Source organism: Rhizobium sp. CB3171 (assembly GCF_029714265.1).
Classification (GTDB): domain Bacteria; phylum Pseudomonadota; class Alphaproteobacteria; order Rhizobiales; family Rhizobiaceae; genus Rhizobium.
The window spans coordinates 1,385,821-1,409,607 of record NZ_CP121652.1; the positions used below are offsets into that span (position 1 = coordinate 1,385,821).

Sequence of the window (23,787 nt, forward strand, 5' to 3'; positions counted from 1 at the left end):
GCCGGGGTGGAGCCCGGCGGTCATGCTGCCGCGTAGTGAAACTGGAAAGACTACGCAGCTACTCCATCGCGATGCTGTGGTCGACGGCCGGCGGCGCCTTGGGCTTGCGCAGCAGCACAAGCAGCGGCATGGCGAAGATCGACATCAGCATCAGCAGTTTGAAATCGTCCATATAGGCGATGATCGTCGCCTGCGTGGTAATCACGCCGTCGAGTGCTGCGCGGCCGACGGCGGTCACGGGGCTGACGGCTTGCGCCGCCGTCGCGTCGAAATAGCGGTTGAATGGCGTCACATAGGCGGCGATCGTTGAGTGGTTGACCTGGGTATTCTCAGTGATCAGCGCCGAGACGACAGAGATGCCGACGCTCGAGCCGATGTTACGCGAGAGGTTGTAGAGACCGGTACCCTCGCCGCGCATCTGCGCCGGCAGCGTCGCAAAGGCGATCGTCGTTAACGGCACGAACAGGAAGCCGAGCCCCGCCCCCTGGACGAAACCGACTGAAATCAGCGTCCATTGCGAAACATCTGGCGTCCAGCCGGTCATGTCGTACATCGCCCAGGCGGTCAGGGCGAGGCCAAAGAACAGCAGCCAGCGCGTATCCACCTTGCCGATCAGCCGCCCGACGACGAACATGCACAGCATCGTGCCGAGCCCGCGCGGACCCATGACGATGCCGGCGGTGACGACCGGGTAGCCCATCAGCGTCTGCAGATAGGGCGTCATTAGCGCAAGCGAGGCCAGATAGGTGACACCGACGACAAAGATGAACAGCATGCTGACGGCGAAATTCTGGTCCAGGAACAATCGCGGGTTCACGAAGGACCGTTCCGCCGTGAACGTATGCACCAGGAAGAGATAGAAAGCGCAGACGCAAACCAGAGCCTCGATGATGATTTCGCCTGAATAGAACCAATCGAGCTGCTCGCCGCGATCGAGGAAAAGCTGCAGGGCGGCAATGGAGATCGACAGCATGCTGAAGCCGAAGAGATCGAGCTTGGCGAGCGCGTCGAGCTTGGTTTCCGTCACGTAGATGACGATGCCGGCAAAGGCGAGCGCGCCGATCGGCACATTGATATAGAACACCCAGCGCCAGCTCATATTGTCCGTCAGCCAGCCGCCGATGACCGGTCCCAGCACCGGACCGACCATGACCGAGACACCGAACAATGCCATGGCCTTGCCGCGCTCTTCGACATTGTAGATGTCGAGAAGAATGCCCTGCGACAGCGGTACGAGCGCCGCGCCGAACAGGCCCTGCAGCAGGCGGAAGCCGACGATCTGGTTCAATGATTGCGCCAGGCCGCAGAGAACGGAAGCGACGACGAAGCCGGCGATCGCCACCAGCAACACGCGCTTGCGGCCGAATTTTGCCGAGAGAAAACCCGACGGCGGCGTCATGATGGCGGCGGCGACGATATAAGATGTCAGAACCCAGTTGATTTGATCGGCGCTCGCTGAAACGTCACCCTGGATATGGGGCAGAGCGACGTTGGCGATGGTGGTGTCCAGCGCCTGCATGATGACCGCCAGGATGACGCAGGCGGTAATGGCACCGCGATTGGCGATTGGGCCGGAGGGTGAAGCAGCAGCAGCGTTACTCATGGTCCTGACCGTGGGATTGGCCCAACAGGTTTGCAACGAAGTCCGGCAGGCCACGGGCATGGCCGGTATCGACATCGGCGACGACACTCATGCCGACGCGCAGCGGCGGCTTGCCCTGCATGTCGTCGATGCTGATGATCATCGGAATCCGCTGTACGACCTTGACCCAGTTGCCGGTGGTGTTCTGCGCCGGCAGCAGCGAGAAGCTCGCGCCCGAGGCCGGCGAGATGCTGGCGACGGTGCCCTTCCAGGTCACGCCCGGATAGGCATCGACCGAGATCGAGACCTTCTGACCGGGCCGGACATGCGTGAGCTCGGTTTCCTTCGGGCTGGCATTGATCCACATATGGGTGGTGGAGACCAGCGAGAAGCCCTGCTGTGCGGCCGTCAGATAGGTGCCGACCTGGAGCGACGGAACATTGGCGGTAATACCGTCGAAGGGTGCACGCACGACCGTGTCGTCAAGCTCACGCTGCGCATTGTCGACGGCGGCCTTGGCCTGCAGGTAAACCGGATTCTGCTCCACCGGCTGGTCGGCATTGCCGCCGAGCTGCGCGAGCGTGGTTGCAGCCTGCGCCTGGGCGACGGAGACCTTTTGCTGTGCCGCATCGAGATTGTGCTTGGCCTGATCATAGGCGGCCTTGGAGGCGACCGAGCTATTGATCAGGTTCTGCTGGCGGTCGTATTCGGTCTGGAAATAGGGAATATCGGCCTGCGCCTGGGCGATTTCCGCCAGCGATTGCTTGTAGCTAGCCTGCAGGTTCAGGATCTGGTTGCGGGCATTGCCAAGCTGCGCCTCAGCGCCTTCCAGCGCAATACGGAAGGAGTCGGGCTTCAGGCGGAAGAGCACCTGCCCCTTCTTCACCACCTCGTTTTCATGCACGTCGACCGAAATCACCGTGCCGGAAACGTCGGTGGAAACACCGACCATATCGGCCTGAATATAGGCATTGTCGGTGGACATTATCTGCCCGCCGGTGACGTAGTAATAGCCGCCGATGACAAGGGCGACCGGCAGCAGCGCGAAGAGGATCGGCCGCGTCGGGCTGCGGCGCTTGCGCGGCTTTTCGGGAGGAGCAACCGGAGCGGCGGTGCCGGCAGCGGCGGGCGCCGGAGCGGGATTGGAAGACGGCGCCTCGGCGACTGCGGCTTGGTTCTGCTCGATTGCGGTCTGTTCGTTGGCGGAGTTCACGTTTGCGGGAACGCGAAGCGAAGAAGATGCGTCAGCCATGATTTGTCTCTTTGTCGCCCACCGTTGCGCGGCAGGCCTGGACCAGGTTCGATTTCATAAGGGTGAGCAACTGATAAAGGCGCTCATGATCTTCGGAAGAGACCCCATCCAGGGCCTCCTTGCGGGTTTGGTCGCCTATGCTGCGCATGGTGTCGAGCAACGGCCGCGCTTCCTCGCGCATGTAAAGCATCCAGCTTCGCCGATCGTTCGGGTGCTGGCGGCGTTCGACCAGGCCGCGTTCGGCCAGCTTGTCGAGGATGCGCACCAGCGTGATCGGCTCGATTTCCAACATCTCGGCAAGACCCGCCTGGTGGATCCCTTCATTGTTCGAGAGATAGGCGAGCGTTTGCCACTGCGAACGCGTCAGTCCCATATCTTTCGCACGCTGCTCGAACCGCTTCCGAAGAAGCCGGGCAACGTCATGCAGGAGAAAGCCGAGAGTTGGTGTCGAATTCATGGGATAAGAAGCCTGCTATTCATAAGCAACCTTATAATGCTGTCACGTATAGTAAGTGAGCATGCGATACAAGGGGCCAACGCACGATCTTGTGCAGATCGTCAAAAATGTCGCAGGAGGTGTCGCAAAGATGTCGCAGGCTCGCGGGGTTAGGCGAGCGCTTAACGGGAAGGCATGCTTTCCGTTCTATGCCGGGCGATGATCAGACCGATCAGCGCCGCATAGATCAACGTATTGATCGCGGCAAAGATAAAGAGGCCTTGGGCAGCCTCCCGATCCGCAGCAAAGACCATCGCCAGCGCGGAAGCAAGGCTGATCGCGATATAGGGCGCCAAGACGCGAAGCGGCAGCGCACGCGCTTCTGCGATCCTCTCGGGCGCGACGCGGGAATCGCTCGGAGAACGCGTGAGACGATCGCGAATTGCGGCTGCGCAGCCCATCAGCGACCAGGGCCAGCGCAGGAGCAGAAATGCCATGCTCTCCCAGCTTATGATCCTGGCATCGGCGGGTCGGAATGCACCGGTGGCGCGCCAGATGAAAGCGAGCGCGATCAGCGCGCCAGCGATCGGCAGGAAATGCAGCAGGAAAGCGGGATAGGTGACATCGGCAAAGCTGTGGCCGGTCAGAAGCGCGACGATCGGCAGCATGAAGATGATAGCCAAGCCCAAGGAAAACAGCGGATACCAAAGCTCGGAGAACAACAACTGGAATTTCAACCATCCAGGCAGTTTCGGCATATAGGCCGGCGAATACCGCAACAGGGTGGTCATTCGGCTGCGCGACCGGTAAAATTCCTGCATCATGAGATCTGCGAAGGTCGCCGGACCATCGCCATGGGCGATCGCATCCAGCGCATGGGTACCGCGCCAGCCGCTGGCATTCATCGCCAGTGTCGTCGAAAGATCTTCCGCCGGTTCCGGCCCGGGGCCACCGATTTCCTTCAAAGCCGCGGTGCGCACAGCATAGTGCGTGCCCATACAGAGCGGTGCCCAGCCATTGTTGTAGCCGGACTGCAGCACCCCCTGAATGCCGGCGTCGGCAGAGAGCCTGCCCCTCGCCGCCCAGCTCGATGCCGCATCGGCGTCTGAGATACTCGGCGCCGACACATAGCCAATGGAGGGATCGCGGAATGGCCGAATCATTTCGCGGAGATAGGTCCTGTCGGGCACATGGCCGGCATCGATTTGCACGACGAAATCATATCTTTCATAGCCGAAGTGATCGTAGAAAGATCTGAGATTGCCTTGCTTGCAATGCGGCGAAGGATCGCGAGCGTCAGCCCCGGCGCTCCCGCGCGTCGTGGAGGTGAAGACGCCGTGTTCCATGCACCATTTCATCATTTCCAGGCTGGGTTTTTCCTCCGCCAACCAGACATCGAAATCGCAGCCCGTTTGATCGAGCATTGCCCGCAACGTCGTTTGCACGAGGGGAAGAAGGTCGGATGATGCTCTGGTAACGACCATGGCGATGCGCCCTGCTGGCAACGGTCCGCCGGCTTGCGGCATCCGCCGCGCATCATGGACGATGACGATGAAATAGGCCGGCAAGCCGGTGATCCAGGCAAGAACGAGCGTCACCAGCAGATAGGATGGCCAGCCGATGATGTGATCGCTGCGCAGCCACCACAGCCAGAAGAAGGTCATGGTTGCCGTCCAGACGGTGATGCCGATCAGATTGGCAAAGCGCATCCTGCCTTCGAACACCCGCTCCGTCGCCGGACCAATATCGGCGGGTTCGATGGAAGGCTGAAGCATGGCGTGGATTACAGCGGCTTTGACGGCAGGGATCTTGCTCATCGTGTCACCTTCAGAACGAAAGAGAGGGTCGCGGTGTTGCGCCGCTGACAAGAGCCGTTTCAGCTTGACGTGTAAGGGTGGATGGCAACCCTTTTGAGGAGAAAGGACCGCCATCCATGGGAACAAATCTACGCACTACACCTCCCTCCCCGTATCAACTAACGGCTCCTATAGGCCGCATGCTGTACTTAAAAGATATTGATTGAGAAGAGTAACGTAAATTTATTTACAGTAACAATTCGTGCATACTTGGAATTTTCACCAGTATCGAATCGGACGTTAACTTGGTGAATGAGACGATGATAAAACTACTTTACGCTACGTCAACGGAAATCTGATGAATGATTAGGCAAACTATACTAAATAGCTATTTCACAGGTGAGATATTGGCTGCGTCGTGCATGGAATATAGTCCGCTTTCAGGAGTGACCTAAGCGGCGGGATTAACGCAACGGCAGTGGAAATATGGGGCGGCCTGGGTCGGGCCTTCGTTTCGAGCGATAAGATGTTTCGGCCCGGAACCGGTGAAGACAGAAAACGGCCGCCCACGATGTCGCGAACGGCCGTCCCCTCTCAATTCCTATCCGTGGATCAGTTTCTCCAGCGACGCGATGGATCCCGATCCAGCCCGTTGTCCGAATTGAAGAAGCGTGAGGCCGCTTCCGTTCGATTGCGGACATTCATTTTCTTGTAGATGTTGCGGACGTGAACCTTGACCGTATTTTCGGACAGGCTGAGCTGGTCCGCTATGATCTTGTTCTGTGTCCCCTTGCAGATGAGATCCAATATTTGGACCTCGCGCGTGGTCAGTGCCTGCAGACTGCCGTTGCGCATGGCGATAGCATCCTCATAGGGTCTATGGCTCGTGGCAAAACGCGTCTGTGCCTGATAGAGCGGCTGACTGAGATGCGGCGTGTCCCCAGAGAGCCGGCGTAGAAGCGCCGAGGGGAAGTGTTCGCCACCTTTCATCAGCAGGTCGATCGCTGCCATGAACACGTCGAGGCGCAGATTGAGCGGCAGAACGCCGTGTATATTCCGTCCTTCGACAAGTCTGGCCACGTATGGATCGTGCAGATCGATCGTTTCAACGACCAGCCCGATCGATATTCCGGGCGAATTCGCCCTTATTGCATGTAAAGTGTCCTGCATTTCCTCAGATTGAAGATGGTACAGCAGGATCAGTTTAACGCCCTCCAGAACTTTGCCCTGAAGTGCCTTCGGGTCGGTAATGCTAATGATGTCATATGCTGCAAATCTGGTGCCTAAAGTCTGCACCAGGCATTCAGAAAAGAGATCGGCATCCGCCAGTACGACGATAGTCTCTCTCAAGTTTATGATGTTATGATTGTCCTCAGCATCCCCTGTTCTTACGCTTGCGATGTACATTTGTGCATCCCCCAAAGCTCGCAGCCATGTGTGTTAACCCGCTTTTTGCCGGAATGTTTTTTATGAGCACGGTGCCCTGATAGGACTGTTTATGCAGTCTTCTTAATTAATATAAAACTATATTAATCCATGCGATCGTACTTGGAAATTGCCCAAAGGGGTTAGTTTTGCCGCAAAAACTTTAAAAATTATCACAAATGTGGGAATTTGGCCAAATTGGGTGCCGTATTTGTGCTCAGTTTTGCACATTTCCGGGCATTTCTGTTTAATCAGCTAACCTAAGGTGGAGGTCACCTGGCGACTGACAATAGCCCAAATCGACCGAAATCGGTAGGCCGACTCGGGTGAGCCGAAGACTGGCTTAAAGCATAGTAAGCGTCGATATACTTTTTATTACAATTTGAAATTTCATTGACGTGGTCCGTTTTTGCAACGACCGCAGACTTAGTTAGATTTTTGAAATATATTACTTGGATGCACCGCCACAATTTCTGATCCCTTAAGTCGGACGGATTAAGACTGCGTAAGCGAACGGTAACGCTCATTGATGCCAATCAGGCGGTCGATAGCTCACAAAATCTGGAAAAGACGAGTGACAACAGCGCTTTAAATCCTGCGCACTCATCGGATGAAATCCGATTTACGAAACCGAAACAGGGCGGTAGCCCGAATTGGTATCTATGAGCTTGTGTTGTTTTCGGTCAAAGTCCCACTGTTCCGCACCAACCGCGGAGCTTGGGGAAAATGGCATTCCGGTCCTTTGTCTCGCGTCCCGGACAACCTCCTCCTCCCCTAACTTCTTAGAGACAACAGAAAGCAGAAGGCGTTGGACGCTCTAACTGAGCGCCAGGGCGGATTTGCGTACTTTGTTTTGCGTAGCTGCAAATCCCAAGAGGCCAGGTCTGAACCAACAGGCCGGTTTTGACGGTAGTCCTGTAGTGCGTACACCTGCCGCAACGTTAACAGAGTTGGGGCCGCCACGAGTCAATCCCGTTTAGATGAGAGGGATTCCCCGAGACGGCCTCCTCATTTGGAGGAAATGTATGATGTCTCCTGATTTTGATATCGCCAACATCAGCGCCGATGACGACCTGAAAGTTGGCGCGTTGGCGGATGGTCTCGCGACCAGCGCCGTCAATTCGACGGAAGTGGATGACGGTTCGACCGGTCTTGTCGGCGTCGCCAACACCAATAACAGCAACAATACCAACACCACCGATACGGATGTCGACGTCAAAAACAACGGCGACAATCGCGACAACACCAACAACGGCGACAATCGTGATAACAGCTATAACTGGGATTACGACAATAAGGTAATCACCAAGACCGACACGGATACGGACATCAACATCAAGGATAATGGCGATAATCGCGACAACAGTTACGATTATGACTACAAGGCCATTACCAAGACGGATACCGACGTCCACACCGAAGCCAACAACAACGGTGACAATCGCGACAACTACAGCGACTCCAGCACTCATTCCGATTACGATTTTGGAACGATCAAGGATGTCCATGATGTCGGAAATCTCGGCGTAGCCGGTGGTGATCTGACCTTCAATCTCGGAGACGATTACTCCTTCAACCTCAATATCGATGGCGTGCTCAACAATGCGCTGGGCGGCGGTGGCAATGATACAGGCTTTAGCCTGGTTCAGGCCAACAATCTCGCCGACCAGGATCAGGCCTATGATCTGCGGATGCAGAACCAGGATGCCAGCATTAACCTGACAGCAGACGGTGGTCATTCCCATGCGGATGGCCTCGATCTCGACCCGACCCTGAATTGGAACGGGGTGCCGAGCGTGGGCCACGACATGACCGGTACGGCGTCGGCGGATTCTTCCGCTATCATCGCCAACTCCGGCTTCCATCAGGAAGTGGTACAGGGGGCGAACCTGCTCACCAACTCTGCGGATATTGCCGTTGTCGGCGGCGATCATCACGTGACAACTGGCGACACCTGATTTCGAAGCGAGAGCCACGCCTTTTGTGCGCCGTCCGGAGGACCGGTCGGCGCACATACGTGGCTTGAACCTGGATTTCGCTGAAATGACAGCCGTCGGTAGCGACGGCATCGGTTCGGATAGACCAGGCGTTTCCGAAAATTGGGGGTTCGTTCGTCATGCACGCGGAAAAAATCTCGGAGATCATAGCCCACTTTATCGGGCTCTTCGACACGCAGATCGAGGATCTGCGTCTGCGGCTGGGCTATACGGATGGGACATCGACGGAGGACAGTCCGTCGGAACAGACAGACCCGACCCTGGCAAAGGACGATTTTGCTTCGGGGCTGACGATGGTCGACTACGCTCCCGACGTGAAATACATCTCCTCGCCTTACGACTTCCGTTATGGCTATGTACGCCTGCATGATGATCCCTACCATGTGCGCATAAACGGTCCCGATGGCGTTGCGCCGGTGGAGATCCCTGTCGTCCACCGCCCCTCCGACATCCAATTCCAGCCTGCTGCTCTGCCGTATAAACTCGACGTCCACGTAGGGCCGGGTTCGGAGACCGCTCATGTGGTGCAGGCCAATGTCTTGCGCGATGACGACGTGCTGGACATGACGAATTCTTCCCATCATCTCGTTCGCGATGTCTCCGATGTCTACGATTGGCTGGGCCAAGCGACGGTGAAAGCCGAGGAACTATCGCCCCTTGACTCCCTCCAGCGGACGGAGAGCACCGAGGGGATGATGAAGCTCAGCGACGATCTGCACGCATTTATCAAAACCATCGAGGCGAACGGCGGCGCCGACATACAAGGCCCCGACGGCAGCCATTACTTTGCGATTGCCGGCAATCAGCTCGACGGCATCTTTGTCAACGGTGAGCAGGTCAGCAGCGTCCCGGATCTCGAAGATTCCATGCCCGATCGCGGCCTTGCCGCGCAAAAAGCGGTGATCGAAGGAACGGATGAAACCGTTCATCAGACGGGACTAGGGCCGAACTCCCTCAACATCGAGGCCGGCGGCAATGTCGTCGCAAACCTCGTCAACATCATCGACACAAATGTGATCGCGCATGTGATGGCAGTGATGGGCGACTATCATTCCATCGACGCGATCTCACAGAGCTATGTTTACAGCGACAACGATAAAGTCGATTGCACCTCAGGCGATAACGACCAGTCTTCGCAAAGCGCCTTGACGATCGGCAGGAATATCGCGGTTTTCGAGCACACCCAGTTTCAGGTGAGCTCGACATCAGACCATACCGACGACGGCAATCCGGTTTTCCCGAGCTTCTGGCGCGTCAGCGTCATCGAGGGCGACGTCTCGTTCCTGCACTGGACGGAGCAATATAATTTCCTCTCCGACAACGACACGATGCGGGTGACGACCACCGGCGCCGAGACGACGCTGCTGACCGGCGGCAATACATTGGTCGACCTTGCCTCCTTTTTCAGTCTTGGCATGCAGTACGATCTGATGATCGTCGGCGGCCACGCGTTCGACATCAATTCGATCAGCCAGATCTCGGTGCTCTACGACAATGACGTGGTGTCGACCCTTCAAGGCGGCGAACATGTTCAGACCGGCGGCAACCTGCTCTGGAACCTCGCCTCGATCAACAATGTCGGGCTGTCCGATCGTTTCACGACGATGCCCGATTTCATCAACGACACGGTCAAGAATATCCAGGACCACACCGACGAGATACCGGACGGGCTTGCCCACGACTCCAACTTCGCCGGTCACGAGGCGCTGAATGTTCTTTACATCACCGGCAACTTCTTCGACGTCAACGTCATCAAGCAGATCAATATCGTCGGCGATTCCGACATTGTGCATCAAGTCGCAAGCGATGTGGTGGCGAACAACCAGAACGCCACGGTATCGATCGACACCGGCAGCAATGCCCTGGTCAATATTGCAAACATTACCGACTACGACAGCGTCGGTCATACGACCTATCTCGCCGGCAATCTCTATTCCGATACCGTCCTCATCCAAGGCGGCCTGGTCGATCACGATCAGACCAATACGACCAATGCAAACCAGCAAAGCCAACCGCTGGCCAATGAAGCGATCGCTTTCCTCGGTGATCACGATCAACAGCCCGCGCAGAATGAAACCATCGATCTCGGCCACGACATGTCCTGGCACAACGGCCCTGTCGGCGACGTCATGCAGACCGTCACTTAGCCAGAGACATAGGGGATGCTCCTGATGAACCAGATTTCAAAGCTGAGCATGGCGGAAAGCCGGACATTGCACCTGACGTCGCTGGCGTCGGGCGAGGAGGAGCGGACGGCCGAGCGCGACACCGCCTCCTATATGGCGGCCATAGAAGACGCTGTGGAAAGCCTGAAACGGTTGCGGCGCGAGCCTAAGGCCGCCGTGGTTCCCTCCCCCCTTCCTCCCCAGCCTCCGATACTGGACGTGACGACTGTGGCTGCCGTGGAGACTGAGACCGTTCCCGCCCCCGCGGAGTTTTCCGTTGTGACGAAGGTTGATGAAGGGGCCGCCACCTCGACGACCGAGATCGAGATGCGGCTGATATCGCCCGCTCCAGAGGTCGCTCCGGAGCCTGTGATCGAACCGGCGCCCCGGCTGCCGGAAGCGGAAATGCCAAAGCCCGAAATGCCCAGGCCTGAGATGCCAAAGCCTGAGATGAAGGTGAATCAATCGCAGCCCTTGCCTCGGACGATCGACAACGACTCCGGCCCGTTGCGTGAGAACGAGCGCCGGTCGCTTGCCGGCGGTGGCGGTCACGGTGGCAATAACGAGAGCGGCAAAGGCGGAGGTGGCGGAGGCAATGACGGCGGCATCTTCCACAAACGCAGCGCCCAGCCGATCAATTTCGCCGCCAGCCTGCGCAAGGGTATTTCAGTCGTTCAGCGCAACATGCTGATCGTCATGATCTTCACCCTGGCCATCAACGTTCTGGTGCTAGCAATCCCGATCTATCTGTTCCAGATTTCCGACCGCGTTCTGACCAGCCGCTCGATCGATACGCTGGTCATGCTCACCATCGCTGTCGTCGGCGCCATCCTCCTGCAGGTCATCATGGATTCCGTGCGCCGTTTCATCCTGATGCGCACGGCCGTCGAATTGGAAGTGCAGCTCGGCGCGCCGATCCTGAGCGCGGCCGCCCGTGCGTCCTTGAACGGCAACGGCCGCGACTACCAGACGCTTGCCGATCTGCAGCTACTCCGGTCCTTTTTGACCTCGGGCACGCTGCTTGCCTTCCTCGACGCGCCATTGATGCCGCTCTTCGTCGTCGTCGTCTATCTCGTGCATCCGCATCTCGGCGTGATCGTCATGACGTGCTGCGCCGTCCTGTTCGTAATCGCCTATCTCAATCAAAAGATGACGGCGAAACAGTTTGCCGAAGCCAACGCCTTCGTTACCCGCGCCAATTTCCATTTGGATTCCATGGCGCGCAATTCGCAGATCATCAATGCCCTGGCGATGATCCCCGAAGCCGTGAAGATGTGGGGCCGTGAAACTGCTGGATCGTTGAAATCGCAGGTGGCCGCCCAGGACCGCAATATCGTCTTTTCCGGTCTCACCAAGGCTTGCCGCCTGATCACCCAGGTCACCCTTCTCGGCTGGGGCGCGCATCTCTCGCTCTCCGGCCAGTTGACGGGCGGCATGGTGATTGCGGCCTCGATCATCTCCGGCCGAGCACTGGCGCCGGTCGAAGGGGCGATCGAGGGCTGGAATCAGTTCAATCATTCCCGCGCCGCATACGGCCGCATCAAGCAGCTATTGCTGAATTCGCCGCTGAACTTCCCGCGGCTGCGTCTGCCCAATCCGGAAGGACGACTTGATGTCGAGCGCATTCTCTTCGTCCCGCCGCCGCAGAAACGGGTCGTTTTGAACGGCATCTCCTTTTCCTTGAAGAAGGGGGAATCGCTTGCCGTCATCGGCAATTCCGGGTCCGGCAAGACGACGCTCGGCAAGATGCTGGTGGGCTCGATCCTGCCGACCTCCGGTAATGTGCGGCTCGATCTGATGGATCTGCGCAACTGGGATCAGCGGCAATTCGGCGAGAGCATCGGCTACCTGCCTCAGGACGTGCAGCTCTTTCCGGGTACGATCAAGGCCAATATCTGCCGCATGCGCGACGACGTCGAAGACCGGCTGATCTACGAGGCGGCCGTCCTTGCTGACGTGCATGAGCTGATCGCGACTTTTCCGCAGGGCTATGAGACGGTGGTTGCCGCCGATGGCGCGCCGCTTTCCGGCGGCCAGAAGCAGCGTATCGCGCTTGCCCGCGCCTTCTTCGGCAATCCGAAATTCGTCGTTCTCGACGAGCCGAATTCCAATCTTGACACCGCCGGCGAGGCGGCGCTGGCCCGGGCGCTCATCCACGCCAAAAAACAGGGCATCACCACGGTGACGATCACCCAGCGCCCTGCCCTGCTGCAATGCGTCGATAAGATCCTGGTTCTGAAGGACGGCTCGGTGGCGCTGTTCGGAGAGCGTACCGAGGTACTGAAAACGCTCAGCAACAAGCCCAGCAATGAAATCGGCAATCGGCCACCGGCAAGGATCGAAGGGTGAGCGCCATGTTCGGGAGAAACAAGAATAAGAAAAAAGAAGACAACGAACAGGGGCAACTCGAATGGTATAGCGAGGTCCCACGGTCGATCAGGCTCTACAGCGTCTCGGGTCTGGCGATCCTGTTCGCTTCTTTCGGCGGCTTCGGCTATTGGGCCGCCACCGCGCCGATCGCTTCGGCCGTTATCGCTCAAGGCAGTTTCGTCGCGACCGGCAACAATAAGATCGTTCAGCATCTCGAGGGCGGCATTATCAAGGAGCTGATGGTGAGCGAAGGACAGGTCGTGCAGGAGGGGGATATCCTGCTGACCCTCGATCCGACGGCGGCTCTCGCCAATGATCGGGCGCTGAAACTGAGACGGCTGCGGTTGGAAACTGTAGTCGCCCGTTTGAAAGCCGAGGCCCAGGGCAATGAAGAGTTCAAGGTCCCCGATATTGTCACGGCGGAGGCCGACGATCCCGATGTGACCTCTCTGATCCAGAGCCAGGTTGTGGTCTTCCACAGCAAACAATCCAAGCTGCAGGAACAGCTCAACCTTATCGAAAAGAACATCCGTTCGCTCGAATACCGCACCCAGGGATATCAGGGCCAGCGGCAGGCCTTCGTGACGCAGCTCGGCCTTTTGACCGATGAACAGGCATCGAAAGAGAAGCTTGCGAATATCGGCGTTGTCAGGCGTTCCGACCTTCTAGCCGTGCAGCGCGCGGTCGCCGATGCCATGGGCGACCTTGCCCGCATTGATGCCGAGCTGAACGAGAACGAAGCCCAGGTGGCCAAGTACCGCCAGGAGGCGATCATTGCCATCAACACCAACAAGCAGGCAGCGCTCGACGCGTTGGAAACGGCCGAATCCGATTTGGACAGCGTGCGCGAGCAGGTGCGTGAGGCTGCGGGCGTGCTCGACCGCACCGTCATCCGCTCACCGGTCAGCGGCACGGTCATCCGTTCCTACTATCATACCGCCGGCGGTGTTATCACGACGGGCAAGCCGATCATGGAGATATTGCCGAACAACGTGCCTTTGATCATCGAGGCACAGGTGCTGCGCACCTCCATCGACCAGTTGCGCGAAGGCGAATCCGCCTCCATCCGCCTGTCGTCCCTCAACCGGCGCACGACACCGGTGCTGAACGGTAAGGTATTCTACGTCTCAGCCGACTCGATCGAGGACAATTCCGGTTCGACCCAGCGCGACGTCTATGTTGTTCGCGTCCAGATCCCGAGTGACGAGATCAAACGCATTCCGGGCTTCAAGCCCGTACCTGGCATGCCCGCGGATGTTTTGATCCAGACGTCCGAACGCACCTTTTTCGAATATCTCTCCAAGCCGGTGGTCGACAGCATGTCGCGTGCCTTCAGGGAGCGGTGATGAATTTGTACTTTGGCTAAGTTGAGCGTAGGACCGTGCCATGCCTGCAATGTCCGATATCCTGCTTCGCGTCGGCCGCCTGAACTATGTCTGGACCAATACGGAAAGCCTTCTGATCTACATCATTGCGCATCTGCTGAGGGTGGAGAAGGATGCGGCCATCATCGTCTTCCTGACGCTGAACACCACACGCGCGCGCATCGATTTGGTCGAACGTCTGGCAAAACTATCCTCGACGCCGGCGGAAGACAGCCATGCGGTCCTGGCGCTGATGAGCCGCTTGAAGCGGGAATCGAAGATGCGCAACAAATACAATCACTGCATCTATTCCTTCGACGAAAACGGCGAAATCTCCAGCACGCAGCTCATGCGTCTGGTGGAGGACGACCGGCACGTCAAATACGGCAAGGTGGAACAACTGGATCTGCGCGAAATCGAACGGCTGGAGAGCTCGATCAAGGAGATTGTCGAGATCAGCAAGGCGCTCTGGACATTCATCCGCGCCAGCCCGCGTTTTCACGACGAGCTTTGAAAAGAACCGCTATCCGTAAGCGAGCATTGACCTAGCGACGGCTGAGCAGGCCGATCAGATAACCGATACCGGCGGCTGCCGCGACCATGAAGATCGGCTCCTGGCGAACCCTTTCGCGCAGTTGATCGGTTATTTCCTGAGCCTCCTCGGTGACGACGGACTTCGCGCCTTGCCCGACCGCGGCCATGCTGCGCGAAAGTTTCGTCAGATCCTCCCGAAGCGCGGCGATCTGCAGGTTAAGGTCTTCGACGGCTGTTTCAGCTTGTACCTGAGCTGAGGCAGTTTGGGCGGAAGCGGATTTCGTCTCGGCCATCGTCGGCTCCTCTGTTTACCTCAGCTTTCAACGTCAATCCCAGGCAAAGGTTCCGGATCGGCAGCACCGGGCCGGGTGATTTCCTTGCTGGCTCTTCAATTCCGGTTCGGATTGTTCTAAGGAACTCCGATTGCTTCGCCTGCGGGCGAAGACTGTATTGATGACGAGGTTTGCCTTCCGATGTTCGACGTGTTGAGAAAAATCGCCCAGACCTGGGTTGCCAAGGGCTTGATGCTTATTTTGGCGGCGGCCTTCGGCATATGGGGGGTTGAGCGTTCGCTCATCAGCGGCGGCGGAAGCAATACCGTCGTGACGGTCGGCGATCAGCAGATTGGTACCAATGAATTCCGCCTCGCCTATCGTCGCCAGATCCAGGCCATCAGCCAGCAACTGCGCATGCAGATCACGCCGGAGCAGGCGCGCGCCTTCGGCATCGGACAGCAAACGGTCGCCCAGCTCGTTGCCGGCGCTTCGCTTGACCAGCTTGCCGCCGATATGAACCTTGGCCTGTCGCAGGATCGCCTCGCCCAGCTTATCGGCGACGATCCGGCCTTCAAGGCGCTGAACGGCAGCTTCGACCGCCAGAAATTCGAGAGCTTGCTGCGCAACAGCAGCATCAATCCCGACGACTACATCAAGGAGCGCAGCAAGGTTGCGATCCGTAGTCAGATCGTCGAAGCAGTCTCCAACGGCTTTACTGCGCCGAAGGTTCTCGTCGATGCCGTCAAGCAATATCATGACGAAAACCGCAGCATCGATTATCTGCTGTTGACCAACGCCAATATCGACCCGATCAAGGCGCCCGCCGAAGACGTGCTGCAGAAATGGTTCGATGGCGTCAAGTCGAAGTACCGCGCGCCCGAATACCGCAAGTTCGCCTATGTGACGCTGCAGGCCGAAGATGTCGCCAATCCCGCGAGCGTGACCGACGATGCGGTTCGCGCCGAGTTCGAGAAGCGCAAGGATAGCTTCACGACGCCGGCAACGCGCACGATCGAGCAGCTCACTTTCGCCAACAAGGACCTCGCCAACGCTGCCGCCGACGCGCTGAAGACGGGCTCGACATTTGACCAGTTGGTCACCGATCAAGGCAAGAAGCCCGCCGACGTGCTGCTCGGCACCTTCACCAAGGATCAGGTTCCGGATCAGACAATCGCCCAGGCTGCCTTTGCCGTTATCAAGGAAGGCGGCACCACGCCTGTCATCGACGGTTCATTCGGCCCGGTGATCCTGCGCGTAACCAATGTCAAGGCGGAGACGGCGAAGAGCTTCGACGAGGTCAAGGAAGACATCCGCAAGCAGATTGCGCTCAACAATGCCGCCGATGAAATCACCAGCGCTCACGACAAGTTCGAAGACTTGCGCGGCTCGGGTGCGTCGCTGCAGGAAGCCGCACAGCAAATGAAACTGAAGCTGGTGACCGTTGATTCGGTCGATGCCACCGGCCTCGACTCAAGCGGCAACGAGATCAAGGACCTGCCTGCCAAGCAGCAATTGCTGGCCGAAGTCTTCAAGGCGGACCAGGGCGGCAATGCTGCGCCTCTGACGATCGGCAACAATGGCTACGTCTGGTACGATGTGCTGAACATCACGGCTGATCACGATCGCCCGCTTTCCGAGGTGCATGACAAGGCCGTTGCCGACTGGACTGCCGAGCAGCAGAAGGTTGCGCTCGCCGCCAAGGCAACCGAGCTGAAGCAGGAAGCGCAGAAGGGCAAATCGCTTGCCGACATCGCCGCGCCGCTTGGCATCGCCGTCGAAAACAAGTCTGGTGTGACCCGCACGACGGATGATCCCGTTCTCGGTCGTGGTGGCGTTGCAGCCTCGTTCTCTGGTCCGGCCGACACGGTCGCCAACGCGGTCGGCGCAGACGACACGACGCAGATCCTCTTGAAGGTCACCGAGGTCAACGACAATCCGACGACGGATGCGCTGAACAATGCCGATCAGCAGGCAGCTCAGATTGCCAATGCCGCCGGCGACGACATTCTTGACCAGATGGTCAGCGACCTGCAATCCAAATACAGCGTCACGGTCAACCAGAGCCTCGCCGAACAGGCGATGTCTCGCTAGGCCCGGTCGGGAGGATCGATAGCCGATGGCTGAATTGAAACCTTTCCTCGCCAAGGTCGCCAACCGCGAGGTGCTGACACGGGATGAGGCTCGTCAGGCATTCGAGATCCTGATGTCGGGCGAAGCCACGCCCTCGCAGATCGGCGCTTTCCTGATGGCGCTGCGCGTGCGCGGCGAGACGGTCGATGAAATCGTCGGCGCGGTCACGACGATGCGCGCCAAGATGCTGCCGGTGGAAGCACCTGCGGATGCGATGGATATCGTGGGTACCGGCGGTGACGGTGTTGGCACCTATAATATCTCCACGCTCGCCGCCCTGATCGTGGCCGGTGCTGGTGTGCCGGTCGCCAAGCATGGCAATCGCGCCCAAAGCTCGAAGGCTGGCACGGCCGACACGCAGTCCGTGCTCGGCATCAAGCTCGATGTCGGCCCCGAGACGATCGCCCGCTGCATTCGCGAAGCCGGAATCGGCTTCATGTTCGCGCAACTGCATCATTCCTCGATGCGCCATGTCGGCCCTTCGCGCGTTGAGCTCGGCACGCGCACGATCTTCAATCTGTTGGGGCCGCTGTCCAACCCGGCCGGCGCACGCCGCCAACTGCTCGGCGTCTTCGCGCCGCAATGGGTCGTGCCCCTTGCCGAGGTGCTGAAGGATCTGAATGCGGAAAGCGTCTGGGTCGTGTACGGCAACGGTATCGACGAGATCACCACCACCGGCCCGACGAATGTCGCCGCGCTTGAAGACGGCAAGATCCGCACCTTCGAGCTGACGCCTGCCGATTTCGGCCTGCCGCATGCCTCGCTGGCAGACCTCAAGGGCGGCGACGGCGTCTTCAATGCGGCAGCGCTGCGCGACGTGCTCAGCGGTGCGAAGAACGCTTATCGCGATATTTCGCTCGCCAATGCCGCGGCATCCCTCGTGATTGCGGGCAAGGCGGAAACGCTTCATGATGGCATGAGGCTCGCGGCTCAGTCGCTCGACAGCGGCGCGACCGCCGCCGCGCTGGAAAAGCTGATCGCCGTCTCCAACGCCGAAGAATAGGATTAGGACGTCATGACCGATATCCTCCAGAAGATCGAAGCCTACAAGCGCGAGGAGATCGCCGCCGCGAAGGCCAAGGTCTCGCTTGCCGATCTCAAGGCGATGCAGGCCGGCCAGTCCGCGCCGCGCGGCTTCCATAAGGCATTGGTCGCCAAGAAGGATGTCAGCGCCTTCGGCCTGATCGCCGAAATCAAGAAGGCAAGCCCGTCCAAGGGGCTCATTCGCCCCGATTTCGATCCGCCCGCCCTTGCCAAGGCCTATGAGTTGGGCGGCGCTGCCTGCCTCTCTGTGCTGACGGACAGCCCAAGCTTCCAAGGCGCACCGGAATTCCTGACCGCCGCCCGTGCCGCCTGCTCTTTGCCGGCATTGCGCAAGGATTTCATGTTCGAAACCTATCAGGTGCATGAGGCTCGCGCCTGGGGTGCCGATTGCATTCTCTTGATCATGGCCTCGCTTTCCGACAGCGATGCCGAGCGCCTCCAGGACGAAGCCTTCGACCTCGGCATGGATGTACTGGTCGAGGTGCACGACGCCGAAGAAATGGAGCGGGCATTGAAGCTGTCTTCGCCGCTCGTCGGCATCAACAATCGCAATCTGCGCACCTTCGAGGTCAGCCTGACGGTCAGCGAAACCCTGTCCACCATGGTTCCCGAAGGCCGGCTGCTGGTCGGCGAAAGCGGTATTTTCACCCATGCCGACTGCAAGCGTCTCGAAGCCGTGGGCATCACCACCTTCCTCGTCGGCGAAAGCCTGATGCGCAAGGACGACGTGGCGTCCGCGACGCGCCTGCTGCTTACCGGCGAAACCGGCGTTCTGGCGGCAGAGTGAAATGAGCACGGAGAAAGCCGGCCTGACCCATATCGGCGCCTCCGGCGAGGCGCATATGGTCGATGTCGGCGACAAGGCCGAAACGGTTCGCATCGCCACCGCTGAAGGCCATGTGAAAATGAAGCCGGAGACGCTGGCGCTGATCCGCGAAGGCAATGCCAAGAAAGGCGATGTCATAGGCACGGCCAGGCTTGCCGGCATCATGGCCGCCAAGCAGACCGCCAATCTCATCCCGCTCTGCCATCCGCTGATGCTGACCAAGGTCACGGTCGATATCGCCGAAGATGCTGCCCTGCCCGGCTTGCGGGTAACCGCCACCGCAAAACTCACCGGACGCACGGGCGTCGAGATGGAGGCGCTGACAGCCGTTTCGGTTGCTTGCCTGACAATCTACGATATGGCCAAGGCCGTGGACCGGACGATGGAAATCGGCGGTATCAGGCTATTGGAGAAGTCCGGCGGCAAATCCGGCGACTTCCGTCATCCGGAGGCCTGAAGATGAGTCTTTTACCCGTTGTCGACGCCCAAGAACGTCTGCTGAATAGCGCAACGCCGCTCCATCGCGTCGAAAGCGTTGAACTCGACATGGCGGAAGGCCGGGTTCTCGCCAAGGACTTGGCTGCACGCCTCACACAGCCCCCTTTCGATGCCTCGGCGATGGATGGTTATGCCCTGCGTTTCGAGGATGCCGCCGAACCGGGAGCGGAATTGACCGTGATCGGTGCTTCCGCCGCCGGTCACGCCTTTGAGGGTGTGGTCGGCAAGGGCGAAGCGGTGCGTATCTTCACCGGTGCGCCAGTTCCGGCCGGAGCCGATACTGTGCTGTTGCAGGAGGACGCGCTACGGCTGGAAGACGGCCGCATCCGCCCCACCTACCCCCTGCGTAAGGGGCAGCATATCCGCCCGCGCGGCCAGGACTTTGCCGAAGGTGAAGTCGTGCTCGCGAAAGACACGGTGATGGATTTTTCGCGACTGACGGTTGCCGCCGCCATGAACCATCCGGCACTCGATGTGTATCGGCGTCCATTGGTGGCGATCCTTGCGACAGGCGACGAGCTGGTGACGCCGGGCAGCGAGCCCGGTCCCTCACAGATCATCGCATCAAATACATTCGGCATTGCCGCTCTCGCCCGCAACGCCGGCGCTCATGTGTTCGATCTTGGCATTGTCCCGGACGACAAGGCGGAAATCACCGCCGCGATCGGCCGGGCGCAGGTGGCGAAGGCCGATGTCATCGTCACGCTCGGCGGCGCCTCGGTCGGTGATCATGATCTGGTGCAGGCCACCATGGTCGAGGCCGGCATGCAGCTTGATTTCTGGCGCATCGCCATGCGTCCCGGCAAGCCGCTGATGGTCGGCAGCCTCGGCGAAACCCATGTCCTTGGGCTGCCAGGCAATCCGGTTTCCAGCCTCGTCTGCGGCCTCTTGTTCCTGGAGCCGCTGATCCGCAAGCTCGCCTTGCTGCCGCCCGTGAAGCGTGAAGCCATGGCTCGGACTGCCGTAACGCTCGCCGCCAACGATCAGCGCCAGGACTATATCCGGGCAACGCTGACGAAATCCGCGGATGGCGGCTGGCTGGTCGAGCCTTTTTCCAAGCAGGATTCCTCGATGATGAAGGTCTTTTCCCGCTCGGACTGCCTCATTATCCGCCCGCCGCGCACGCCCGAGCTTGTGGCAGGCTCTCCCTGCCAGGTTCTGTTGCTGCGTCCGGAGCTGATGAGCTAAGCCGGATATGAAAATGCCGGGCAGTTTGGCCCGCCCGGCACGAATTCCTTCCAATCGAAAGCGCGAATTACTTCGCCGGCTTCTCGTGGTGGCCGCCGAAGCCTGCGCGCATGGCAGACAGTACCTTGTTGGCGTAATCGTCATTACCGCGCGAGGCGAAACGGCCGTAGAGAGCGGCGCTCAGCACCGGCGTCGGTACGCCTTCGTCGATCGCAGCCGAAATGGTCCAGCGGCCCTCGCCCGAATCCGAAACGCGGCCGGCATATTGCGACAAGGCCGCGTCGCCATGTAGTGCGTCGGCGGTGAGGTCGAGCAGCCAGGAGGTGATTACGCTGCCGCGGCGCCAGACTTCGCTGATTTCGGCGATGTCGAGGTTGTACTGATAATATTGCGGATGCGACAACGGCGCGGTTTCGGCGTCGGCTTCGGTGGTCTGCAGGCCGACATTGGCATGACGCAGCACGTTGAAGCCTTCGGCGTAAGCAGCCATCAGGCCGTATTCGATGCCGTTGTGAACCATCTTGACGAAGTGGCCGGCACCCGACGGGCCGCAATGCAGATAGCCCTGCTCGGCGGTGCTGACGCTTGAGGCCGCTTCGGAACGCATCTTCGACGGAGCGACATCGCCGACGCCCGGCGCAAGCGTCGCGAAGATTGGCGACAGGTGCTGCACCGTCGCCTTTTCGCCGCCGATCATCAGGCAATAGCCGCGCTGCAGGCCGAAAACGCCGCCGCTGGTGCCGACGTCGACATAGTGAATGCCTTTCGGCTTCAGCTCTTCGGCGCGGCGGATGTCGTCGTGGTAATAGGAGTTGCCGCCGTCGATGACGATATCGCCGTCTTCGAGCAGCGGAACGATCTTGGCCAGCTCCTTGTCGACGATCGCAGCCGGCAGCATCAGCCAGACGGCGCGAGGACGGGAGAGCTTCGATACGAAATCTTCGAGCGACGTGCTGCCGGTGGCGCCGAGCTGCTCAAGCTCTGTGATGCTTTCCGGACGTGCGTCGAAAACGACGGCGCTGTGGCCGCCCTTCATCAGGCGCTGCACCATGTTGCTGCCCATACGGCCAAGGCCAATCATTCCGATTTGCATGTGTCGGTCTCCTGGGAGGTTTAATCGGTTTGAAAACTCCATAAAGACATTTCGCAATCTTTGCCAATGAACAAATGACGGGCAAGCCATGCAGGCGTCTAGGATTGGGCGGAAAGCGCCGCGTTCACGCATCTGTGATATTGCCCGTCGCTGTCCCTTGCTTTCGCGGTGCAATAAGCCAGAATATCTGCACCATTTTGATAGCCCGATTTCGCTTCGCTGGCTTGAACAGAAACGTCTAATTCAACAAAACTATCACAATTCGTTGTCGTAAGCTGCGTAGGCGAAATTCGATGCGAAATGGGGTAAGTTTCGTGATCGATCCGTTTTTCTTCAGAGCTCGTCTACGAAGGCGTTCAACGTTACGTCCGTCAACGGAGGCACCATGGTCATACCCTTAAAACTGCCGCTCGTTCCGGCTGCATTCTTTGGCACGGTGCTCGGCCTTTCCGGTCTTGCCAACGCTTGGCGTGTGGCGGCGCGCGTGTGGCAATTGCCGGCGGCAATTGGTGAGACGATCACCTTCGTCTCGATAGCCGTCTGGGCAGTGCTGATCGTGCTTTACGTGCTGAAATGGGCGGTGGCCCGTGAAGAGGCGTTGAAAGAAGTGGTCCATCCTGTGCAATGCTGCTTCATCGGCCTCGTCGGGGTCGCCACCATGCTGGTGGCCGGTGGCCTGCTGCCCTATTCCCGCGTTGGCGCCGAAACTCTGTTTATCCTCGGCGCCATCTACACACTTGCCTTCTCGGTCTGGCGCACCGGCGGTCTCTGGCAGGGCGGGCGCGACGTCACCACCACGACCGCCGTGCTCTATCTGCCAAGCGTGGCCGGAGGTTTCGTGACTGCCAGCGTCGCAGCCGCCCTCGGCTTTCCCGATTGGGGTCAGCTCTTCTTCGGCGCCGGATTTTTCGCCTGGCTGGCGATCGAATCCGCGCTGCTGCACCGTCTTCTGACAGCGCCGGCATTGGTGCCGCCGCTGCGCCCGACGCTCGGCGTTCAACTTGCGCCGCCGGCCGTCGGCGCGCTCGCCTATATCAGCGTCACGCAGGGACCGCCTGACCTCATCGTGCATGCTATGATCGGCTATGGCATCCTGCAGGCCTTGATCATGCTGCGCCTCCTACCGTGGATCACGAAAGAGGCCTTCAGCCCCGCTTACTGGGCCTTCACCTTCGGTGCGACGGCGCTGGCGACTGCACCCTTGCGCCTGATTGAGCGCGGCGACACCGGCCCTGTCGCACAACTTGCGCCGATCCTCTTCATCGCCGCCAATATCGCCGTGGGATTGATTGCGTTCGCGACGATCTGGCTGATTGCCAACCGCAAACTGATCATCGGCTGGGTCGAGCTGTCGCGTCAGGACACCGGCGCTCTCGGACAGCGTTGACCGGCCGAGGCCTGCCGGAGAGTTTCAGGAGTGAATATGCTGGATCACGTTACAATTGGAGTTATCGATGTGGAACGGTCGAAGGCGTTCTACGATGCGGCTTTGCTCCCGCTCGGGATCGAACGTCTATATGGCGAGGGTGCGATTTTTGCCGGATACGGGATCAGGCCGAAGGCCTTCTTCTGGATAGGAAATCGAGATGTGCCGCAAACACGCGTTCACGTCGCCTTTGCTGCTCAAAACAGAGCCATTGTTGATCAGTTTTATGAGGTTGCGCTGGCTGCCGGTGGGCTGGACAATGGACCGCCAGGCATCCGACCCCACTACCACCCCGACTACTACGGTGCGTTTGTTCTCGACCCAGACGGACACAACATCGAGGCCGTCTGCCGCTCGGCGGTGGGCCAAATCTATCCATAGATTGA

At 59.1% G+C, this 23,787-nt stretch carries 19 protein-coding genes; 12 read left to right on the plus strand and 7 right to left on the minus strand.

Annotated features, from left to right (window positions below; all coding sequences use genetic code 11):
* Nucleotides 1-58 precede the first annotated feature (58 nt).
* The 5 genes from QA648_RS06860 to QA648_RS06880 form a co-directional block, all read right to left on the minus strand.
* Complete coding sequence (locus QA648_RS06860; protein WP_283050422.1) at nucleotides 59-1,603, minus strand: DHA2 family efflux MFS transporter permease subunit; 1,545 nt, start codon at nucleotides 1,601-1,603, stop codon at nucleotides 59-61.
* Nucleotides 1,596-2,834: an HlyD family secretion protein gene (locus QA648_RS06865; protein WP_283050424.1), complete on the minus strand. Its 1,239-nt coding sequence runs from the start codon at nucleotides 2,832-2,834 to the stop codon at nucleotides 1,596-1,598. The genes QA648_RS06860 and QA648_RS06865 overlap by 8 nt, the downstream gene beginning before the upstream one ends.
* A complete protein-coding gene (locus QA648_RS06870) occupies nucleotides 2,827-3,291 on the minus strand; it encodes a MarR family transcriptional regulator (RefSeq protein WP_104823112.1) in 465 nt (154 codons plus the stop codon). The genes QA648_RS06865 and QA648_RS06870 overlap by 8 nt, the downstream gene beginning before the upstream one ends.
* Before the next feature lie 161 nt (nucleotides 3,292-3,452).
* Nucleotides 3,453-5,087 carry a glycosyltransferase family 2 protein gene (locus QA648_RS06875; protein WP_283050427.1) on the minus strand — a complete coding sequence of 545 codons (1,635 nt, stop codon included), beginning with the start codon at nucleotides 5,085-5,087 and terminating at the stop codon, nucleotides 3,453-3,455.
* 591 nt (nucleotides 5,088-5,678) lie between these two features.
* Entirely contained in the window at nucleotides 5,679-6,473 is a 795-nt protein-coding gene (locus tag QA648_RS06880) for a response regulator transcription factor (protein WP_104823113.1), read from the minus strand.
* 1,046 nt (nucleotides 6,474-7,519) lie between these two features.
* Between QA648_RS06880 and QA648_RS06885 the strand changes: the two genes are divergently transcribed.
* The 5 genes from QA648_RS06885 (at nucleotide 7,520) to QA648_RS06905 (ending at nucleotide 14,901) form a co-directional block, all read left to right on the plus strand.
* Nucleotides 7,520-8,449, plus strand: coding sequence for a fibrinogen-binding protein (locus tag QA648_RS06885; protein WP_283051241.1), 930 nt, complete (start codon nucleotides 7,520-7,522; stop codon nucleotides 8,447-8,449).
* Between the two features lie 158 nt (nucleotides 8,450-8,607).
* On the plus strand, nucleotides 8,608-10,635 hold the full coding sequence (locus QA648_RS06890; protein ID WP_158704453.1) for a hypothetical protein: 2,028 nt from the start codon (nucleotides 8,608-8,610) through the stop codon (nucleotides 10,633-10,635).
* A 132-nt stretch (nucleotides 10,636-10,767) separates the two neighbouring features.
* Nucleotides 10,768-13,002, plus strand: coding sequence for a type I secretion system permease/ATPase (locus tag QA648_RS06895; protein WP_283051242.1), 2,235 nt, complete (start codon nucleotides 10,768-10,770; stop codon nucleotides 13,000-13,002).
* A gap of 5 nt (nucleotides 13,003-13,007) precedes the next feature.
* Nucleotides 13,008-14,369 (plus strand): HlyD family type I secretion periplasmic adaptor subunit, encoded by a 1,362-nt coding sequence (locus tag QA648_RS06900; RefSeq protein WP_283050428.1) that lies wholly within the window; start codon nucleotides 13,008-13,010, stop codon nucleotides 14,367-14,369.
* 40 nt (nucleotides 14,370-14,409) lie between these two features.
* Nucleotides 14,410-14,901 (plus strand): hypothetical protein, encoded by a 492-nt coding sequence (locus tag QA648_RS06905; RefSeq protein WP_104823116.1) that lies wholly within the window; start codon nucleotides 14,410-14,412, stop codon nucleotides 14,899-14,901.
* Nucleotides 14,902-14,932: 31 nt separating this feature from the next.
* On the opposite strand, the gene QA648_RS06910 is transcribed toward QA648_RS06905, so the two are convergent.
* A complete protein-coding gene (locus tag QA648_RS06910) occupies nucleotides 14,933-15,214 on the minus strand; it encodes a hypothetical protein (protein WP_104823117.1) in 282 nt (93 codons plus the stop codon).
* 180 nt (nucleotides 15,215-15,394) lie between these two features.
* Here QA648_RS06910 and QA648_RS06915 point away from each other — a divergent pair, with 180 nt between their 5' ends.
* From QA648_RS06915 to glp, 5 genes are read left to right on the plus strand one after another with little or no spacing between them, the layout of a single operon-like run.
* Nucleotides 15,395-17,287 (plus strand): peptidylprolyl isomerase, encoded by a 1,893-nt coding sequence (locus QA648_RS06915; protein WP_283050429.1) that lies wholly within the window; start codon nucleotides 15,395-15,397, stop codon nucleotides 17,285-17,287.
* 25 nt (nucleotides 17,288-17,312) lie between these two features.
* Complete coding sequence (trpD, locus tag QA648_RS06920) at nucleotides 17,313-18,329, plus strand: anthranilate phosphoribosyltransferase (RefSeq protein WP_104823119.1); 1,017 nt, start codon at nucleotides 17,313-17,315, stop codon at nucleotides 18,327-18,329.
* Nucleotides 18,330-18,341: 12 nt separating this feature from the next.
* On the plus strand, nucleotides 18,342-19,157 hold the full coding sequence (gene trpC, locus QA648_RS06925) for an indole-3-glycerol phosphate synthase TrpC (protein WP_283050431.1): 816 nt from the start codon (nucleotides 18,342-18,344) through the stop codon (nucleotides 19,155-19,157).
* Between the two features lies 1 nt (nucleotide 19,158).
* Nucleotides 19,159-19,653 carry a cyclic pyranopterin monophosphate synthase MoaC gene (gene moaC / locus QA648_RS06930; RefSeq protein ID WP_283050432.1) on the plus strand — a complete coding sequence of 165 codons (495 nt, stop codon included), beginning with the start codon at nucleotides 19,159-19,161 and terminating at the stop codon, nucleotides 19,651-19,653.
* A 2-nt stretch (nucleotides 19,654-19,655) separates the two neighbouring features.
* Nucleotides 19,656-20,882, plus strand: coding sequence for a gephyrin-like molybdotransferase Glp (gene glp / locus QA648_RS06935; RefSeq protein WP_283050433.1), 1,227 nt, complete (start codon nucleotides 19,656-19,658; stop codon nucleotides 20,880-20,882).
* Between the two features lie 67 nt (nucleotides 20,883-20,949).
* Here glp and gnd read toward each other — a convergent pair whose 3' ends face one another.
* Complete coding sequence (gene gnd, locus QA648_RS06940; protein ID WP_283050434.1) at nucleotides 20,950-21,975, minus strand: phosphogluconate dehydrogenase (NAD(+)-dependent, decarboxylating); 1,026 nt, start codon at nucleotides 21,973-21,975, stop codon at nucleotides 20,950-20,952.
* Nucleotides 21,976-22,360: 385 nt separating this feature from the next.
* On the opposite strand from gnd, the gene tehA reads away from it, so the two are divergent.
* Nucleotides 22,361-23,362 (plus strand): dicarboxylate transporter/tellurite-resistance protein TehA, encoded by a 1,002-nt coding sequence (gene tehA, locus QA648_RS06945; protein ID WP_283050435.1) that lies wholly within the window; start codon nucleotides 22,361-22,363, stop codon nucleotides 23,360-23,362.
* A gap of 36 nt (nucleotides 23,363-23,398) precedes the next feature.
* Nucleotides 23,399-23,782, plus strand: coding sequence for a VOC family protein (locus QA648_RS06950; protein ID WP_283050437.1), 384 nt, complete (start codon nucleotides 23,399-23,401; stop codon nucleotides 23,780-23,782).
* Nucleotides 23,783-23,787 lie beyond the last annotated feature (5 nt).

Bases quoted from the DNA above. Each gene is read 5' to 3' on its own strand.
- QA648_RS06860 (WP_283050422.1), bottom strand. From the start codon at position 1,603: ATGAGTAACGCTGCTGCTGCTTCACCCTCCGGCCCAATCGCCAATCGC.
- QA648_RS06865 (WP_283050424.1), bottom strand. From the start codon at position 2,834: ATGGCTGACGCATCTTCTTCGCTTCGCGTTCCCGCAAACGTGAACTCC.
- QA648_RS06870 (WP_104823112.1), bottom strand. From the start codon at position 3,291: ATGAATTCGACACCAACTCTCGGCTTTCTCCTGCATGACGTTGCCCGG.
- QA648_RS06875 (WP_283050427.1), bottom strand. From the start codon at position 5,087: ATGAGCAAGATCCCTGCCGTCAAAGCCGCTGTAATCCACGCCATGCTT.
- QA648_RS06880 (WP_104823113.1), bottom strand. From the start codon at position 6,473: ATGTACATCGCAAGCGTAAGAACAGGGGATGCTGAGGACAATCATAAC.
- QA648_RS06885 (WP_283051241.1), top strand. From the start codon at position 7,520: ATGTCTCCTGATTTTGATATCGCCAACATCAGCGCCGATGACGACCTG.
- QA648_RS06890 (WP_158704453.1), top strand. From the start codon at position 8,608: ATGCACGCGGAAAAAATCTCGGAGATCATAGCCCACTTTATCGGGCTC.
- QA648_RS06895 (WP_283051242.1), top strand. From the start codon at position 10,768: ATGGCGGCCATAGAAGACGCTGTGGAAAGCCTGAAACGGTTGCGGCGC.
- QA648_RS06900 (WP_283050428.1), top strand. From the start codon at position 13,008: ATGTTCGGGAGAAACAAGAATAAGAAAAAAGAAGACAACGAACAGGGG.
- QA648_RS06905 (WP_104823116.1), top strand. From the start codon at position 14,410: ATGCCTGCAATGTCCGATATCCTGCTTCGCGTCGGCCGCCTGAACTAT.
- QA648_RS06910 (WP_104823117.1), bottom strand. From the start codon at position 15,214: ATGGCCGAGACGAAATCCGCTTCCGCCCAAACTGCCTCAGCTCAGGTA.
- QA648_RS06915 (WP_283050429.1), top strand. From the start codon at position 15,395: ATGTTCGACGTGTTGAGAAAAATCGCCCAGACCTGGGTTGCCAAGGGC.
- trpD (WP_104823119.1), top strand. From the start codon at position 17,313: ATGGCTGAATTGAAACCTTTCCTCGCCAAGGTCGCCAACCGCGAGGTG.
- trpC (WP_283050431.1), top strand. From the start codon at position 18,342: ATGACCGATATCCTCCAGAAGATCGAAGCCTACAAGCGCGAGGAGATC.
- moaC (WP_283050432.1), top strand. From the start codon at position 19,159: ATGAGCACGGAGAAAGCCGGCCTGACCCATATCGGCGCCTCCGGCGAG.
- glp (WP_283050433.1), top strand. From the start codon at position 19,656: ATGAGTCTTTTACCCGTTGTCGACGCCCAAGAACGTCTGCTGAATAGC.
- gnd (WP_283050434.1), bottom strand. From the start codon at position 21,975: ATGCAAATCGGAATGATTGGCCTTGGCCGTATGGGCAGCAACATGGTG.
- tehA (WP_283050435.1), top strand. From the start codon at position 22,361: ATGGTCATACCCTTAAAACTGCCGCTCGTTCCGGCTGCATTCTTTGGC.
- QA648_RS06950 (WP_283050437.1), top strand. From the start codon at position 23,399: ATGCTGGATCACGTTACAATTGGAGTTATCGATGTGGAACGGTCGAAG.